We start from the raw sequence: 15,107 nt of genomic DNA, 5'->3' as shown, positions 1-15,107 counted from the left end.
CGCTAGGCCTTCTTGGTCTCCCAGAAGATCTCGGCGATCTGGTCGATCTTCGCCAGCAGCTCCTCGGCGACCTTCGGGTCGGCGGAGCCCTTGGAGCCCGAGGCGCCCGCCAGCTTCGTCGCCTCGTTCACGAGGGTGTGGAGCTGCGGGTACTTCTCGAAGTGCGGCGGCTTGAAGTAGTCGGTCCACAGCACCCACAGGTGCTCCTTGACCAGGTTGGAGCGCTGCTCCTTGATGATCAGGGCGCGGGTCCGGAACTCCGGGTCCTCGTTGGCCTGGTACTTCTCGCAGATCGCCTTGACCGACTCCGCTTCGATACGGGCCTGGGCCGGGTCGTAGACCCCGCACGGCAGGTCGCAGTGAGCGGAAGCGTCGATCGTCGGCAGCAGCCGCTTGAACAGAGGCTTGAACATGCGCCCCTCCAGCTTCCTTCAGTGGGTTGTGATTCCACCGCCGACCATACCTCTATGAACGCCCGTTTTGGTCGGCCCCCTAGAGTTGGGTACGCGACAACGCTGCTCACAGAACACCATGGTGGACAGTGAAAACAACGAATCGGAGGTCAGTCCCGATGCTCGCCGCCTACGCCCGCAACGTGAATCCCGAGGACCCGTTCGACGCGCTCTCGGTGGGTGAGATCGAGCCCCCGGCGGTGCCGGAGGACTGGACCCGCGTCGAGCTCGTCGCGGCCTCGGTCAACCACCACGACCTCTGGTCGCTCGCCGGGGTCGGGCTGCGCGCCGAGCAGACCCCGATGATCCTCGGGACCGACGCCGTGGGCCGCACCGCCGAAGGCGACGAGGTCGTCGTCTACCCCGTCATCGCCGACCCCTCGCTCGACGACGAGACCCTCGACCCCAAGCGCACCCTCCTGTCCGAGCTCCACCCCGGGACGCTCGCCGAGTACGTCTCGGTGCCCGCCCGCAACCTCGTGCCCGTGCCGAAGGGCTGGTCCGCCGCCGAGGCCGCGTGCCTGCCCACCGCGTACCTCACCGCGTGGCGGATGCTCACCTCCCGCGGCCGCCTCGGCGCCGACGGCGCCGCCGGCGACAGCGCCGTCCTCGTCCAGGGCACCGGCGGCGGCGTCGCCACGGCCGCGATCGTCCTCGCCAAGGCCCTCGGCGCCCGCGTCTACGCCACCGGCCGCAGCCCCGAGCGCCGCGAGCGGGCCGAAGCGCTCGGCGCCGTGGCCGTCGAGGCCGGCGGGCGCCTGCCCGAGCGCGTCGACGTCGTCGTCGACTCCGTCGGCGCGCCCGTCATGGCGCACTCGATCAAGTCCCTCAAGCCCGGCGGGCGCCTCGTCAACTGCGGCGTCACCGGCGGCCCCATCGCGGAAGTGGACATGCGGCACGTCTTCTTCAAACAGCTCGAAATCCTCGGATCGACCATGGGCACCCTCGCCGAGCTGCGGGAACTCCTCCTGTTCTGCGCCGAGAGCGGCCTCAAGCCCGTCATCGACTCCGAGCACGCGCTCCCCGACGCCGAGCAGGCCCTGCGCCGCCTGGCCTCGGGCGACGCGTTCGGGAAGGTCGTCGTCACCAACGCCTAGCCGCAGGCCCGGACCCGGGCCGACAGCGTCGTAAGTACGACAGTGGCCCCGGTTTCTGGCGGGTTCGGCCTCCGGCCGGGCCCGCCTGCCTTCACCCTGTAATGGATGTCACTCACGGGCCGGTTCCGGTCCCGGCATCGAACGCCGAGCGCCCGGCCGCAGTGAGCACGGGCGCCGAGGGCAGGGGAGCAGCGGCCATGTCGGTAATGGGTCGGGTCAAGGGCGGCATCAAGTCCGCCGCCGGAAGCACGTGGACCGTGGCCAGGAAGATCCTGGTCAGGGTCGCGATCGCGGCGGCGATCATGGTCGTCGCCATCGCGCTGGCGAGGAACGGCGAGAGCTCGGCCGCCGAGACCGCGGGGGCCGTCGGCACCGAGGCCCGCCCGATCGCGGCGCAGCACGCCATCCTCTCGGAGGGCTGGACCCACGAGCAGGACCTGTCGTGCAAGTACTCGGTGAAGGCCACCTTCGGGGTCTCGGTGTTCACCGAGACCGACATGGGCGCGCGGCGCCTGCTCCGGCTGCACAACAAGACCGAGGTCAACGGCGCGTGCGAGCCGACCCAGGGCGGCAGGACCATCGGCTGCGCGGGCCTGCGCTGGGAGACCGAGTGGATCAGGGTCCAGTCGGGCGACACCGTCGGCTACAGCCCGGCGTCGTGCCTCGTCAAGGAGGGGGTTCTATGAAGGCACCGGATCTGACGGCAGTGCCGGAGTGAGCGGCGACCGCTGGAGCACGCGGGGACCGCTCTGAGAGAGACGAACACGGACGGGGCGCGGACATTCGGTCCGCGCCCCGTCCCGTGCGGCTACTTCAGGCCCACGCCCGCCACGCCGTTCACGATCTGCTTCTGGAAGATCATGAACACGATGAGCAGCGGCAGCGCGCCCAGGACCGCGGACGCCATGTTCTGCGCGTACAGCAGGCCGTACCCGCCGGTGACCACGCCGAGGCCGACCGGGAGGGTCATCATCGACGGGTCGGTCGCCACCAGCAGCGGCCACAGGAAGTTGTTCCACGAGCCGATGAACGTGAAGATCCCGACCGCCGCGAGGATCGGCCCCGACAGCGGCAGGATGACGCTCCACAGCACCCGCAGGTGCCCGGCGCCGTCGATCTTCGCGGCCTCCTCGTAGTCGCGGGGGACCGCGTCGAAGAACCGCTTCAGGATGAACACCATGACCGGCGCGACCACCTGCGGGAGCGCCAGGCCCCAGTAGGTGTTCGAGAGGTTCAGGAAGCCCACGATGTCGAACAGCGGGATGATGAGCGCCTCGCCGGGGACCATGAGCCCCGCGATGATGACCCCGAAGATCACGTTCTTCCCCGGGAAGTCGAACCGCGAGAACCCGTACGCGGCGAGCACGCACAAGGTCAGCGTCAGGGCCGTGACGATCGTGGACACCACCGTGGAGTTCACCATCCACACCAGGTGGTCGCCCTGCTCGAACACGGCCCGGTAGCCGTCGAGCGACCAGTCCCGGGGGATCCAGTGGACGTCCTGGCCGAGGCTCGCCTCGGTCTCGGTCTTCAGCGACGTGGACAGGGCCCACAGCAGCGGCAGCAGCCACAGGACCGCGAGCAGGACCACCGCGACGTACACGATGACCGCGCCGACGCTGGGGCGCTTGAACCTCCGGCGGCGCGCGGGCGCCTCCGCGGGGGTGGCGGCGGGCTTGTCGAGCACTGCGGTCATGTCAGGCCCCCTTCCGTGAGAACAGCCGGAACTGGACGATCGAGACGAGCAGGATGAGCACGAACAGCACGTACGACAGCGCCGACGCGTAGCCGATCCGGTAGCCCTCGAAGCCCGAGATGTAGATGTAGTGGATGGCGACCTCGGTGGCGCGGTTCGGGCCGCCGCTGGTCATGAGGTACATCTGGTCGAAGATGCGCAGCGAGGCGATGAGCTGGAGCGTGATGACCAGGCCCGTGGTGCGGCTCAGCAGCGGGAGCGTGATGCTCCGCAGCTGCCGGAACCAGCCCGCGCCGTCGATGGAGGACGCCTCGTAGACGTCCTGCGGGATCGTCTGGAGCGCCGCGAGGTACAGCAGGAAGTTGAAGCCGATCGTCCACCACACGGTCGTGATGACCACCGACCACATGGCGCGGTTCTCGTCCTGGAGCCAGATCACGGGGGTGTCCGGGCTCTGGATCCCGAACAGCTCCAGGTAGTGGTTGAGCAGGCCGCCGTCGGGCTGGTAGATCCACGTCCAGATGGTCGTGACGACCGAGACCGGGATGACGAACGGCGCGAAGAACGCCAGGCGCAGGAACCAGCCGGCCTTGCGGGCGCGGTTCGCCAGCAGCGCGAACACGATCGCGAGGATCACCAGCGGGGGCGTGGAGTACAGCGTGAACACCGCGGTGTTCCACAGGGCGTTCCAGGCGCGCTCGTCGGCGAACGCCTCCGACCAGTTGTCCAGGCCCACCCAGCTCGGGGTGCGGCCGGTGATCGACTTGTCAGTGAAGGAGTAGTAGAGGCCGAGGATGGTCGGCCAGATCAGGAAGAGCGCGTACGCGGCGAAGAACGGGAGGACGAACCACAGTCCGGTCCAGTTGCGCCGCTTCGCGTTCGGGGTGCTCGGGGGCCGCGTCTCCACGGCCTGCGCCTCTGCGGGCGTCTCGGTTTGCGCAGTCATGGCGAAATCCCTATTGGATCGTTTCAATCAACCGGGTTCGGGAGCGAGACGAGGTCCTGGATCCGCTCCTTGAGCAGGGCCAGCGCTTCCTCGGGGTTCAGGGCCAGGCTGTAGACCTGCTGGAACACGGAGCCGGACTCGTCGAAGAGGCGGGCGCCGGAGCCGGAGAACCACACGTCCGGGTCAAGCTGGACGTTGTCGACGACGCCGGAGTACTCCGCGTTCGGCTCCAGGGCCTGGTACTCGGGGCTCTCGGTGACGGGCAGGTAGGCGGGCGTGTGCCCGGCCCCGGCCCCCCAGTCGAAGGAGTTGTGGAGCATGAACGCCACGTACTCGATGGTGGCCTTGCGGACCTCGGGGTCCCACTGGTTGTGGTGGGGGAGGATGAAGGAGTGGCTGTCGCCCTGCGTGCGGCGGTTGCCGAAGAAGTCGGGCATCTCGGCCATGGAGAAGTCGAGGCCCTGGGCCTCGTTGAAGGCCCGGAAGCGGGTGATCTCCCAGTTGCCGACCTGTACGAACCCGGCGGCGCCGTTCTCGAAGTTGGCGGCGCACTGGGCGCCGTCGGCGAAGGTGGGGCACAGGCCCTCTTCGGCCATCATGTACATCGTCTCGATGGCCTGGAGCGCCTTGTCGTCGTCCATCTCGTAGTCGCCGTCGCCGAAGGACATCTCGCCGTCGGCCTGGCGGTACCAGGCCCAGAACTGCCGCCAGCCGCCGAACGTGTCGAGGGAGGTGCCGTACTGGCCGGTGATCGCCTTGGCCTCGCGGAGGATCTCGAAGTAAGCGTCGCGGCCCTGGGGCTCCAGGAGGGTCCGGTCGGCGTCGAGGACGCCGATCTGCTCGCAGATCTCGCGGTTGTAGTAGTTGACGAGGGCGTGCGTGTCGAGCGGGATCGCGTAGAGGTCGCCGTCGACGAAGCACTTCTCCCAGATCTCGGCGGGGAACGCGTCGGGGTCGAGCCCGGCGTCCTCGACCTCCTTGAGGTCGAACGGGTCGAGGAGGGTGTCGGGGGCGAGGCTCTTGATGCGCGAGACGTGGGCGGTGGCGACGTCGGCGCCGTTGCCGCCGGAGGCGCCCATGACGACCCGGGTGTAGAACGGGGTGCCCCAGCCGAGGGTCGTGGCCTGGAGGTCGACGTCGGGGTACTCGTCCTCGAAGCGGGTGTGGAGGTCGGTCATGATGGCGCCGTCGGCGCCCGCGAGGAGGTTCCACTGCTTCACGACGGTCTTGTCGCTGAGCGACACCGCGAGGGACCCGCACCCGGTGAGGCCGAGGCCCGCGGCGGCGGCCGTCCCGGTGAGGAGCGTCCTCCTGGAGAGGGCCCCAGGTGGCGAGGGATGGTTCGGCATCTATGCATCACTCCAATGTGAGCTTTGTTTGGACGGCAGTTCGAAGGGTGAACCGTCCTGACATTGTTATCGCTCTCATCACAGGAGTCAAGGGTGTGAATATATAGAAACCGCTTCCTCTTTGCAACGTTGTCAACGCCCGCCGCCGGGGACGCCGAAGGGGGGAGGCCGGAATCGGCCTCCCCCCTTCGGTTCTCGTCGCTTACTGCGGCTGCGGGACCGCGACGTCGATGAGCGCCTGCTGCTCGACCTCGTGGACCTTCGGCGAGCCGGTGGACGGCGCGGCGGCGGCCGGGCGGGAGATGCGGCGCAGGTGGACCCCGCCGAGCTGCTCCAGCAGGTTGAGCGCGATGAACGACCAGGCGCCCTGGTTCGCGGGCTCCTCCTGGACCCAGGCGGTCTCGACGGCGTTCGGGAACGCGCCGAGCGCGGCCTTGAGCTCCTCGGCGGGCAGCGGGTAGAGCTGCTCGACGCGCAGGATCGCGGTGTCGGTGACGCCGCGCGCGGCCCGGGCCGCGGCCAGGTCGTAGTAGACCTTGCCGGAGCACAGGAGGACGCGCTTGACGTTCTCGGCGCGGATCTCGCCGGACGCGAGCGCCGGGTCGCCGAGGACGGGCTGGAAGCGGCCGGTGGTGAACTCCTCCAGCTGGCTGACGGCGGCCTTGTGGCGCAGCAGCGACTTCGGCGTGAAGACCACGAGGGGCTTTTTGACCGGGTCGAGGCCCTGGCGGCGCAGCAGGTGGAAGTAGTTCGCCGGGCTCGTGGAGTTGACCACGCGCATGTTCTCGTCGGCGCACAGCTGGAGGAAGCGCTCGATGCGCCCGGAGGTGTGGTCCGGGCCGGCGCCCTCGTGGCCGTGCGGCAGCAGCAGCGTCACGCTGGAGTGCTGGCCCCACTTGGCCTCGCCCGAGGAGATGAACTCGTCGATGACGGTCTGGGCGCCGTCGACGAAGTCGCCGAACTGGGCCTCCCACAGGACCAGCATCTCGGGGTTCTCGACCGAGTAGCCGTACTCGAAGCCGAGCGCGGCGTACTCGCTGAGCAGCGAGTCGTACACGAAGTACTTCGCGGTGTGCTCGCCCAGGTTCGACAGCGGCGTGTACTCGCCGCCGGTCTCCTGGTCGATGACCACGGAGTGGCGCTGCACGAAGGTGCCGCGGCGCGAGTCCTGCCCGGCGAGGCGCACGGCCTTGCCCTGCATGAGGAGCGAGCCGAACGCGAGCGTCTCGGCGAAGGCCCAGTCGACGTGCCCGGAGGTGGACATCTCGGTGCGCTTCTCCAGCACGCGGCGGACGGCCTTGTGCGGCGCGAAGCCCTCGGGGAGCGTCGTGTGGGCCTTGCCGATCATCGCGATCGTCTCGGCGTCGACGGAGGTGTCGATGTCGGCGACCGGCTCGGGCTGGTGGCGCCACGGCAGCGGGCCGGTCTGCCCGGCCAGGGCCTCCTTGGTCTCGCGGAAGATCCGCTCCAGCTGCGCCTGGTAGTCCGCGAGGGACTCCTCGGCGTCCTCCATGGTGATGTCGCCGCGGCCGATGAGCGCGCGGGTGTACAGCTTGCGGACCGACTGCTTGGCGTCGATGACCTGGTACATCTCCGGGTTGGTCATCTTCGGGTCGTCGCCCTCGTTGTGGCCGCGGCGCCGGTAGCAGACCATGTCGATGACGACGTCCTTGCGGAACTGCTGCCGGTAGGCGAACGCGAGCTTGGCGACTTCGGTGACGGCCTCGGGGTCGTCGCCGTTGACGTGGAAGATCGGCGCCTGGATCATGCGGGCGACGTCGGTGCAGTACAGCGACGAGCGCGAGTGCGCGGGCGCGGTGGTGAAGCCGACCTGGTTGTTGACGACGGCGTGCACGGTGCCGCCGGTGCGGTAGCCGCGCAGCTGCGACAGGTTCAGGGTCTCGGCGACCACGCCCTGGCCCGCGAACGCCGCGTCGCCGTGGATGGCGACCGGCAGGACCGTGAAGCCCTCCTCGCCGAGGTTGAGGCGGTCCTGCTTGGCGCGCACGACGCCTTCGAGGACCGGGTTCACCGCTTCGAGGTGGGACGGGTTGGCGGCCACGGAGACCGTGATCCCGTCGCGCCCGTTCGGGGACGTGAACCGGCCGGTGAGGCCCAGGTGGTACTTGACGTCGCCGGAGCCGCCGATGCTCTTGGGGTCGATGTGCCCCTCGAACTCGGTGAAGATCTTCGAGAGCTTCTTGCCGACGATGTTCGCGAGGACGTTCAGCCGCCCGCGGTGGGGCATGCCGATGACGACCTCGTCGAGCTCGGCGCCCGCGGCCTCGTTGAGGATCCGGTCGAGCAGCGGGATGAGCGACTCGCCGCCTTCGAGGCTGAAGCGCTTCTGGCCCACGAACTTCGTCTGGAGGAACGTCTCGAACGCCTCGGCGGCGTTCAGGCGCCCGAGGATGTGCTTCTGCTCCTCGACCTTCGGCTTCTCGAACGGCACCTCGATGCGCCGCTGGAGCCAGGCGCGCTCCTCCGGGTCCTGGATGTGCATGTACTCCACGCCGATGCGGCGGCAGTAGGAGTCGCGCAGCACGCCGAGGATGTCGCGCAGCTTCATGCGCTGCTGGCCCGCGAAGCCGCCGACGGGGAACGTCCGGTCGAGGTCCCACAGGGTGAGGCCGTGCGACAGGATGTCGAGGTCGGGGTGGCGGCGGATCTCGTAGTGCAGCGGGTTCGTGTCGGCCATGAGGTGGCCGCGGACCCGGTAGGCGTGGATGAGCTCGATGACCCGCGCGTTCTTGTCGATCTGGCCCTCGTGGGTCTTCGACACGTCGCGGACCCAGCGGACCGGCTCGTACGGGATGAGCAGCGAGCGGAAGACCTCGTCGAAGAAGCCGTCGCCGAGCAGGAGCTTGTGGAGGGTCGCCAGGAACTGGCCGGACTCGGCGCCCTGGATGATCCGGTGGTCGTACGTCGAGGTGACCGTCATGATCCGGGAGACGCCCAGGTCCGAGAGGGTCTCGTCGGAGGCCCCGGCGAACTCCGCGGGCACCTCCATGGCGCCGACGCCGACGATGAGGCCCTGGCCCTTCATCAGGCGCGGGACGGAGTGGACGGTGCCGATGCCGCCCGGGTTCGTCAGCGTCAGGGTCGCCCCGGCGTGGTCCTCCATCGTGAGCTTGTTGTTGCGGGCCTTGCGGACCAGGTCCTCGTAGGCCTGCCAGAACTCGCGGAAGTCCATCGACTCGGTGTTCTTGATGGACGGCACGACGAGGGTGCGCGAGCCGTCGGGCTTGGCGAGGTCGATCGCCAGCCCGAGGTTGATGTGCTCCGGGGTGACCAGCTGCGGCTTGCCGTCGACCACCTTGTAGGAGGCGTTCATGCCCGGGTGGGCCTTCACGGCCTGCACGAGCGCGTAGCCGATGAGGTGCGTGAAGGAGACCTTCCCGCCCTGGCCGCGCTTGAGGTGGTTGTTGATGACGATCCGGTTGTCGAACAGGAGCTTCGCGGGGACCGCGCGGACGGACGTGGCCGTCGGGATCTCCAGGGACGCGTCCATGTTCTGGGCTACCTTGGCCGCGACGCCTTTGAGCGGCTTGGTACCGGGTTCACTCACTGCTGGGGTCGCCTTCTCGGTCGAGGTCTCGGGTGCCACGGCAGCGGGCGCGGGCTCCGGCCGCACCGCCGGTTCGGCGGGCTTCGCGGGCGCGGCGGGGACGGGCTCCGGCGCAGGCGCGGGTGCGGCCTCCGCCTGCTCGGGGGCCTCGGCGGCGGCCTGCTTGTCTGCGGCCCTGTTCGCTGCGGCCTTGGTGTCGGCCGACTTCTCGCCGTTGAGGTGCGCGGTGGTCGGATCGCCCCCGAAGAACTCGCGCCACCCGGCGCTCACACTGTCGGGGTTTTCGCGGTATCGCTCGTACATCTCGTTGACCAGCCACTCATTGGCACCGAAATCGGTCAGCGGATTGCCCGGAGTCGCACTCGACACGACTGAATCGCCTCTTCTTTGACGCTGCGTGGACGGGGACGGCAGTCCCCGGACTCAAGGGTAACCGGGAGGGGGGAGAACTGTAGTACCGGTAACGCCGTTGCGGGTCCGGTCACGTGGACCGCCGTGAACGTGCTGCGCAGCAGGTGGATACGGGTGGAAGTCTGGTTCGACACACCGGCGTGCCGCGGGTCCGGGAGGGGTCTCCGGAGGGCCTGCGGGCCGGTCTAGCCGGCCGCGCTGCGCTCCTTGCCGGAGAACGTCTCGGTGGGCTCCTCCAGCAGCTCCTCGGCGCCGACGACGGTGAACAGGCGCGTGATGAAGCGGTTGGGGTTGACGACGGCCAGCGCGACGCCCATCTCGCGGGCGATGCGGTAGGCCACGACGATGGTGCCGATGCCGGTGGAGTCGAGGACCGTCACCTTCGCGACATCGACCCGGATGGCGGTCGCCCCGCCCGCTTCGAGCGCGTTGGTGATCGTCTCCCGGATCTGGGGCGCCGTGGCGTAGTCGACTTCGCCGGAGAGTTCGACGGTGACGACGCCCGCGTCGGTCGTGGCGGTCTCGATTGACAGCGTCATATTGCGATCCTCGCCCCTGTTGGGATCCTGGCCCGAGCACACCTGCCGTACTCGGCTGGGACACAAAGTCTATCCGACGGCCCCGACCGAAAACAGCTCGCGCGCGCCGGATGACCGCAAAGCAACGCACTCTTCGGAAAAAGGTCACACGAACGTGATCCGTGCGGGTGCGGACGGTCACCTCCGCGGGACCGCGCGGCGACCGCTTGGCACGCCACTGCGCCCGGCGTATGCTTCAGGACCACCTGTGACCAGCGGAGCACCGGCCCGTCGTGCCGACCGGCCCGCCCCGACCGCGAAGATGAGGCACATGCCGCTTTCGACCAGCCAGCCGAGCGCCGAGACCGAAGCGACCCTCCTGGTCGTCGAGGACGACGAGAACATCTGCGAGCTGCTCGCGACGTCGCTGCGGTACGCCGGCTTCGCCGTCCACGCCGTGGGCTCGGGGGACGAGGCGCTCCGCTCGATCGCGAGGCACCGCCCCGACCTGGTGGTCCTCGACGTGAACCTGCCGGACTTCGACGGCTTCGAGGTGGTGCGGCGGATGCGCTCGGGCTCCGACCACACGCCGGTGCTCTTCCTCACCGCCCGCGACGACACGGCCGACACCGTCACGGGCCTGTCGGTCGGCGGCGACGACTACATCACCAAGCCGTTCGCGCTCGAAGAGGTCGTCGCCCGCATCCGCGCGGTGCTGCGCCGCTCCTCCGGCGAGCTGCCGCGGCCCTCGCGCCTCCAGTACGCGGACCTCGAACTCGACGAGGAGACGCACGAGGTGTGGCGCGCGGGCAAGGCCGTGCAGCTGTCGCCCACCGAGTTCAAGCTCCTGCGGTACTTCATGATCAACGCCGGGCGGGTGCTGTCGAAGGCGCAGATCCTCGACCACGTGTGGCGCTACGACTTCCGCGGGGACGACGGGATCGTCGAGTCGTACGTGTCGTACCTGCGACGCAAGATCGACACCGGGGAGCCGAAGCTCATCCAGACCCTCCGGGGCATCGGCTACGTCCTGCGGGAGCAGCATCGTTGAGCGCTCCGCGCGTCCTTGAAGGCGCCCGCGACAAGTGGGACCGCACCCCGCTGAGGGTCCGGCTCACCGCGGCCGTGCTCGTCCTCGTGGCCGGATCGCTCATCCTCATCAGCGTCTCCACGATCCTGGCGCTGCACTCGTACTTCCTGGGCACCGTGGACGAGGAGCTGGAGGCGCAGCTGCTCAACTTCAGCCCCGACGTGTTCGACCCCGAGGACATGGAGGACGACGACGGGACCCCGGCCGTGCGGCCCGAGCAGTACGTCTTCTCGATCCTCTACAGCGGCGGCAACCGCTTCGACCGGCCCAACGACCGCGCCGACTACCCGGTCTTCGACTACGAGGACCTGGTCGCCGCCGACGGCGAGGCGTTCACGGCGCTGTCGGCCGACGGCACCACGCGCTGGCGGGTGCTGGGCCTGTCCGGCACGATGGTCGGCACGAACGACCCCGAGTACGACCCGGAGGACCACAACCTCCAGGGCGACGCGTACTACGTGCTGTCCTACAAGCTCGCGCACTTCGACAAGACCGTCGCAGGGCTCGTGTGGGTGGACCTGCTCATCGGGGCGGGCGTGCTCGCGGGGCTCGCGGCGATCGGCGTGGGCCTGGTGCGGGCGAGCCTGTCGCCGCTGCGGCAGATCGAGAACACCGCGGCGATGATCGCCGCGGGGAACTACTCGCGGCGCGTGCCCGAGCACGACCCGGCGACCGAGGTCGGCCGGGTGGGCCGGGCCATCAACTCGATGCTCACGAAAGTCGAAGGGGCCCTGCGAGCCCGCGAGTACTCCGAGCAGCGCGCGCACGACTCCGAGGAGCGGATGCGCGAGTTCATCGCCGACGCCTCGCACGAGCTGCGCACGCCCTTGACGAGCGTGCGCGGGTACGCGGAGCTGGTGCGGTCGAACCCGCAGATGCCCGAGGCCGACCGGCAGCACTACATCCGCCAGATCGAGGAGGCCGCCAAGCGCATGGGCCTGCTCGTGGGCGACCTGCTGCACCTGGCGCGGCTCGGGCAGGAGCGGCCGGTGGAGACCGAGCCGGTGGACCTGGCGCCGCTCGCGCACGAGGCGGTGACCGCGCACGCGGTCATGGCCGAGGACCACGAGCTGAGCTTCACGTGCGTGCCGGGCTCCGCGACCGTGGTCGCGGCGGACCGGGCCCGGATGCGGCAAGTCCTCGACAACCTGCTGTCGAACGCGCTGCGGCACACGCCCGCGGGCACGAACGTGCACGTGGAGCTCGCCTCGGAGGACGGGACGGTGCTGCTCACCGTCGCCGACGACGGGCCCGGCATGGAACAGGAGACCGCCGACCGGGTCTTCGAGCGGTTCTTCCGCTCCGACGCGGTCGTCCACCCCGGCTCAGGGCTCGGCCTGGCGATCGTCGCGGCCATCGTGAAGGCACACGGCGGCACGGTGCAGGTCGCGTCGCGGCCCGGCGAGGGCACGGCGTTCACGGTGCGCCTGGCGGCCGAGCCCGAGGTGGAGGCGCAGGACGAGTCCTAGCGTCCTCGGAGCCGATTCTTGGGAACCTCTGAGGTGCCCGTCCCCGGGGCAACGCTTGCCCGCGCCCGCCCGACCCGTCTGACCAGTGCGCCCGCCTCTGAACCGGACTCGGTTCATTAAAGGGTTTTAAGGCGTTTTTGCAGCGGGCCGAGAGCTGGGCCCTGCAAGCTGCTTACATGAGCAACACTGAGAGCACCAAGGGCCCCGAGGGGACCGAGCCCAGGGGCCCCGAAGGGGCTCCGAACCCCGAGCAGGCCGCGGCCGCCGCGGACCAGCCGCTCCCCGAGAGCTTCCAGGACCACCCCGCCGCCGAGCAGCACGTCGACCAGCCCGCCGGGCCGCAGTCCGCGGCTCCCGAGGCGAGCCTGCCGCCCGCCGCGGCCCCGGCGCCCTCCTACCCGGAGGCCCCCGCCAATCCGCCGATGCACCAGGCCCCCGTCCAGCACGCCCCGCAGGGCCCCTCCACCGAGCAGACCCGCGTGCTTCCGGCGGGCGCTCCCGCCCCGGCACCGGCCGGAGCGCCGCACATGAACGCGCCCGCGCCGGGCTGGCAGCCCTCGCAGGTCCCGCCGATGTACCAGGGCCCGGGCGCGGTCGCGGCACCGCCGCGGCGCGGTCGCGGCAAGCTCGTCGCCGGGGCGCTCGCGCTGGCCCTGATCGCGGGCGGCGCCGGCGGCGTCGCGGGCTGGTTCCTCAACGACGGGAACCCGGGCACCACCGTGGTCGAGTCCGTGTCGATGAACGCCGGGGACGGCCTCACCTACACCGACATCGTGAACAAGGTCAGCCCGTCGGTCGTCACGATCGTCACCGACTCCGCGGAGGGCTCGGGCGTGGTCTACTCCAAGGACGGCTACATCGTCACGAACAACCACGTGGTCGACGGCGCGCAGACCGTGGAGGTCCGCTTCTCCGACGGCACGACCGCCGACGCGCTGATCATCGCCACCGACACGACGCAGGACCTCGCCGTCATCCAGGTGTCGGGCGTGGACGACCTGACGCCGATCACGTTCGGCGACTCCGACTCGATCCAGGTCGGCGACGCCGCCGTGGCCCTCGGCTCGCCGCTGGGCCTCGAAGGGACCGTCACGACCGGCATCGTCTCGGCCCTCGACCGGTCGATGACCGTCGCGGGCGAGGAGCAGCAGGGCTTCCAGCAGCAGCAGTCGAGCTCGACGCTCACCGGCCTGATCCAGACCGACGCGGCCATCAACTCCGGGAACTCCGGCGGCGCGCTCGTCAACGGCAACGGCGAGCTCATCGGCATCAACACGGCCATCGCCACCACCGACTCCGGCTCGATCGGCCTCGGCTTCGCGATCCCGTCGAACACCGTCCAGAGCGTGGTCGAGCAGCTCATCCAGAACGGCTCGGTCGAGCAGGGCTACCTCGGGGTCTCGGTGGCCGACACCGACGGCAACGGCGCGATGGTCCTGTCCGTGGAGGGCGGCTCGCCCGCCGAGTCCGCGGGCCTGCAGGAGGGCGACATCATCACCGCCGTCGACGGCAACCCGGTCACCAGCGCCTCCGAGGTGGTCGCGGCGGTGCAGGGCACGGCCTCGGGCACCGAGGTCGCCATCACGTACACGCGGGACGGCCAGGAGGCGACCGCGAACGCGACGCTCGCCGCCTCGTGATCCTGAACGCGCGCAAGCGGAGACGCGGCCCCGGGCGGAAGCCCGGGGCCGCGGCCGTGTCACTGCGCGGCGCTCGTCCCGGCCTGGATCGCGGCCCGCACGGGGCGCAGCTCGACCGGCGGCTGGCCGGTGTCGATCCATTCCGCGAGGCGGTCGCGGTCCACGATGAGGACGCCCAGCTGGCGCGCGACCGCTTCGTTGCGGGCGGCGTGGTGCATCCAGTGGAGGTTCGCGTTGGTGATGATGACGCCGGCGTCGCAGTCCCAGCGGGCCTTGATCTCGCCGCCGAGGATCTGGACGTGGCGGTTGCCGTTGCGGCGGCGCAGCTGCTTGTCGTCCTTCTTGGCGCGCACGATGATCCGCTTGCCGTTGTTGAAGGTGACCACGAAGTTGCAGCCGAGGTCGTTCTTGCGGTGGCCGAACTTCTTGACGCGCTTGGCGTCGAGGCCGACGAGGAGCTGGCCGACCATCGCGTCGAACGAGGGCATGTTCATGCGGTCGACGTTGCGCATCAGCTCGTGGCGCTCGGCGGTGAGCGTGCGGTCGCGGTGCTCGTGGCCGCGGCTGCGGAACAGGACCCATCCCGCTATCGCCGTGCCCCCCAACAGGATCGCCACCGAAGCGAACCATGCCCAATGGTCCGCTACGAAACTCAGAACGTAGTAGCCGATGATGAGAGCGGCGAGACCCGCTCCTACTCTGAGGATCACGGACAAGGCGGCCTCCATTTGGTTCAGAGGGCTTGCGGTTAGCGTTATGTCGCCTGTGTTGTGACTACGAGTATCCGTTACCGTTCGCTCACGCGTAAGGGCAATGTCCGGTACCCGACAGCATGACTCGGCATCCTGCATGTGCGGCCCGTCGCGGCGCG

Annotated in this window: 12 protein-coding genes; 5 read left to right on the top strand and 7 right to left on the bottom strand. The window is 69.7% G+C overall.

What is annotated here, in order from left to right; translation table 11 throughout:
• Positions 1-2: 2 nt before the first annotated feature.
• Complete coding sequence (gene sodN / locus WA640_RS02815; RefSeq protein WP_106361942.1) at positions 3-413, bottom strand: superoxide dismutase, Ni; 411 nt, start codon at positions 411-413, stop codon at positions 3-5.
• 158 nt (positions 414-571) lie between these two features.
• Between sodN and WA640_RS02810 the strand changes: the two genes are divergently transcribed.
• Together WA640_RS02810 and WA640_RS02805 are read left to right on the top strand one after the other, a co-directional pair.
• The gene (locus WA640_RS02810) at positions 572-1,549 is read left to right on the top strand and encodes a zinc-binding dehydrogenase (protein ID WP_335985980.1); all 978 of its coding nucleotides are present in this window, start codon (positions 572-574) and stop codon (positions 1,547-1,549) included.
• 197 nt (positions 1,550-1,746) lie between these two features.
• Positions 1,747-2,235 carry a hypothetical protein gene (locus tag WA640_RS02805; RefSeq protein WP_335985979.1) on the top strand — a complete coding sequence of 163 codons (489 nt, stop codon included), beginning with the start codon at positions 1,747-1,749 and terminating at the stop codon, positions 2,233-2,235.
• A 122-nt stretch (positions 2,236-2,357) separates the two neighbouring features.
• Here WA640_RS02805 and WA640_RS02800 read toward each other — a convergent pair whose 3' ends face one another.
• The 5 genes from WA640_RS02800 to WA640_RS02780 form a co-directional block, all read right to left on the bottom strand.
• On the bottom strand, positions 2,358-3,245 hold the full coding sequence (locus WA640_RS02800) for a carbohydrate ABC transporter permease (RefSeq protein ID WP_335985977.1): 888 nt from the start codon (positions 3,243-3,245) through the stop codon (positions 2,358-2,360).
• A gap of 1 nt (position 3,246) precedes the next feature.
• A complete protein-coding gene (locus WA640_RS02795) occupies positions 3,247-4,191 on the bottom strand; it encodes a carbohydrate ABC transporter permease (RefSeq protein ID WP_335985976.1) in 945 nt (314 codons plus the stop codon).
• 23 nt (positions 4,192-4,214) lie between these two features.
• Complete coding sequence (locus WA640_RS02790) at positions 4,215-5,540, bottom strand: extracellular solute-binding protein (protein WP_335985974.1); 1,326 nt, start codon at positions 5,538-5,540, stop codon at positions 4,215-4,217.
• A 202-nt stretch (positions 5,541-5,742) separates the two neighbouring features.
• Positions 5,743-9,477 (bottom strand): multifunctional oxoglutarate decarboxylase/oxoglutarate dehydrogenase thiamine pyrophosphate-binding subunit/dihydrolipoyllysine-residue succinyltransferase subunit, encoded by a 3,735-nt coding sequence (locus tag WA640_RS02785; protein WP_335985973.1) that lies wholly within the window; start codon positions 9,475-9,477, stop codon positions 5,743-5,745.
• Between the two features lie 227 nt (positions 9,478-9,704).
• Entirely contained in the window at positions 9,705-10,058 is a 354-nt protein-coding gene (locus tag WA640_RS02780) for an STAS domain-containing protein (protein ID WP_335985972.1), read from the bottom strand.
• A gap of 310 nt (positions 10,059-10,368) precedes the next feature.
• Between WA640_RS02780 and WA640_RS02775 the strand changes: the two genes are divergently transcribed.
• The 3 genes from WA640_RS02775 (at position 10,369) to WA640_RS02765 (ending at position 14,236) form a co-directional block, all read left to right on the top strand.
• On the top strand, positions 10,369-11,088 hold the full coding sequence (locus tag WA640_RS02775) for a response regulator transcription factor (RefSeq protein WP_106361950.1): 720 nt from the start codon (positions 10,369-10,371) through the stop codon (positions 11,086-11,088).
• A complete protein-coding gene (locus WA640_RS02770) occupies positions 11,085-12,596 on the top strand; it encodes a sensor histidine kinase (protein ID WP_106361951.1) in 1,512 nt (503 codons plus the stop codon). The genes WA640_RS02775 and WA640_RS02770 overlap by 4 nt, the downstream gene beginning before the upstream one ends.
• Before the next feature lie 176 nt (positions 12,597-12,772).
• Entirely contained in the window at positions 12,773-14,236 is a 1,464-nt protein-coding gene (locus tag WA640_RS02765; RefSeq protein ID WP_335985971.1) for a S1C family serine protease, read from the top strand.
• Positions 14,237-14,295: 59 nt separating this feature from the next.
• Here WA640_RS02765 and WA640_RS02760 read toward each other — a convergent pair whose 3' ends face one another.
• Entirely contained in the window at positions 14,296-14,853 is a 558-nt protein-coding gene (locus WA640_RS02760) for a restriction endonuclease (RefSeq protein WP_181245586.1), read from the bottom strand.
• Positions 14,854-15,107: the final 254 nt, after the last annotated feature.

Source organism: Glycomyces sp. MUSA5-2 (assembly GCF_037034145.1).
GTDB classification, from domain to species: Bacteria; Actinomycetota; Actinomycetes; order Mycobacteriales; family Micromonosporaceae; genus Glycomyces; species Glycomyces artemisiae.
Note: the sequence above shows the minus strand (reverse complement) of the source record. Positions and strands in the feature narration are given on the sequence as shown.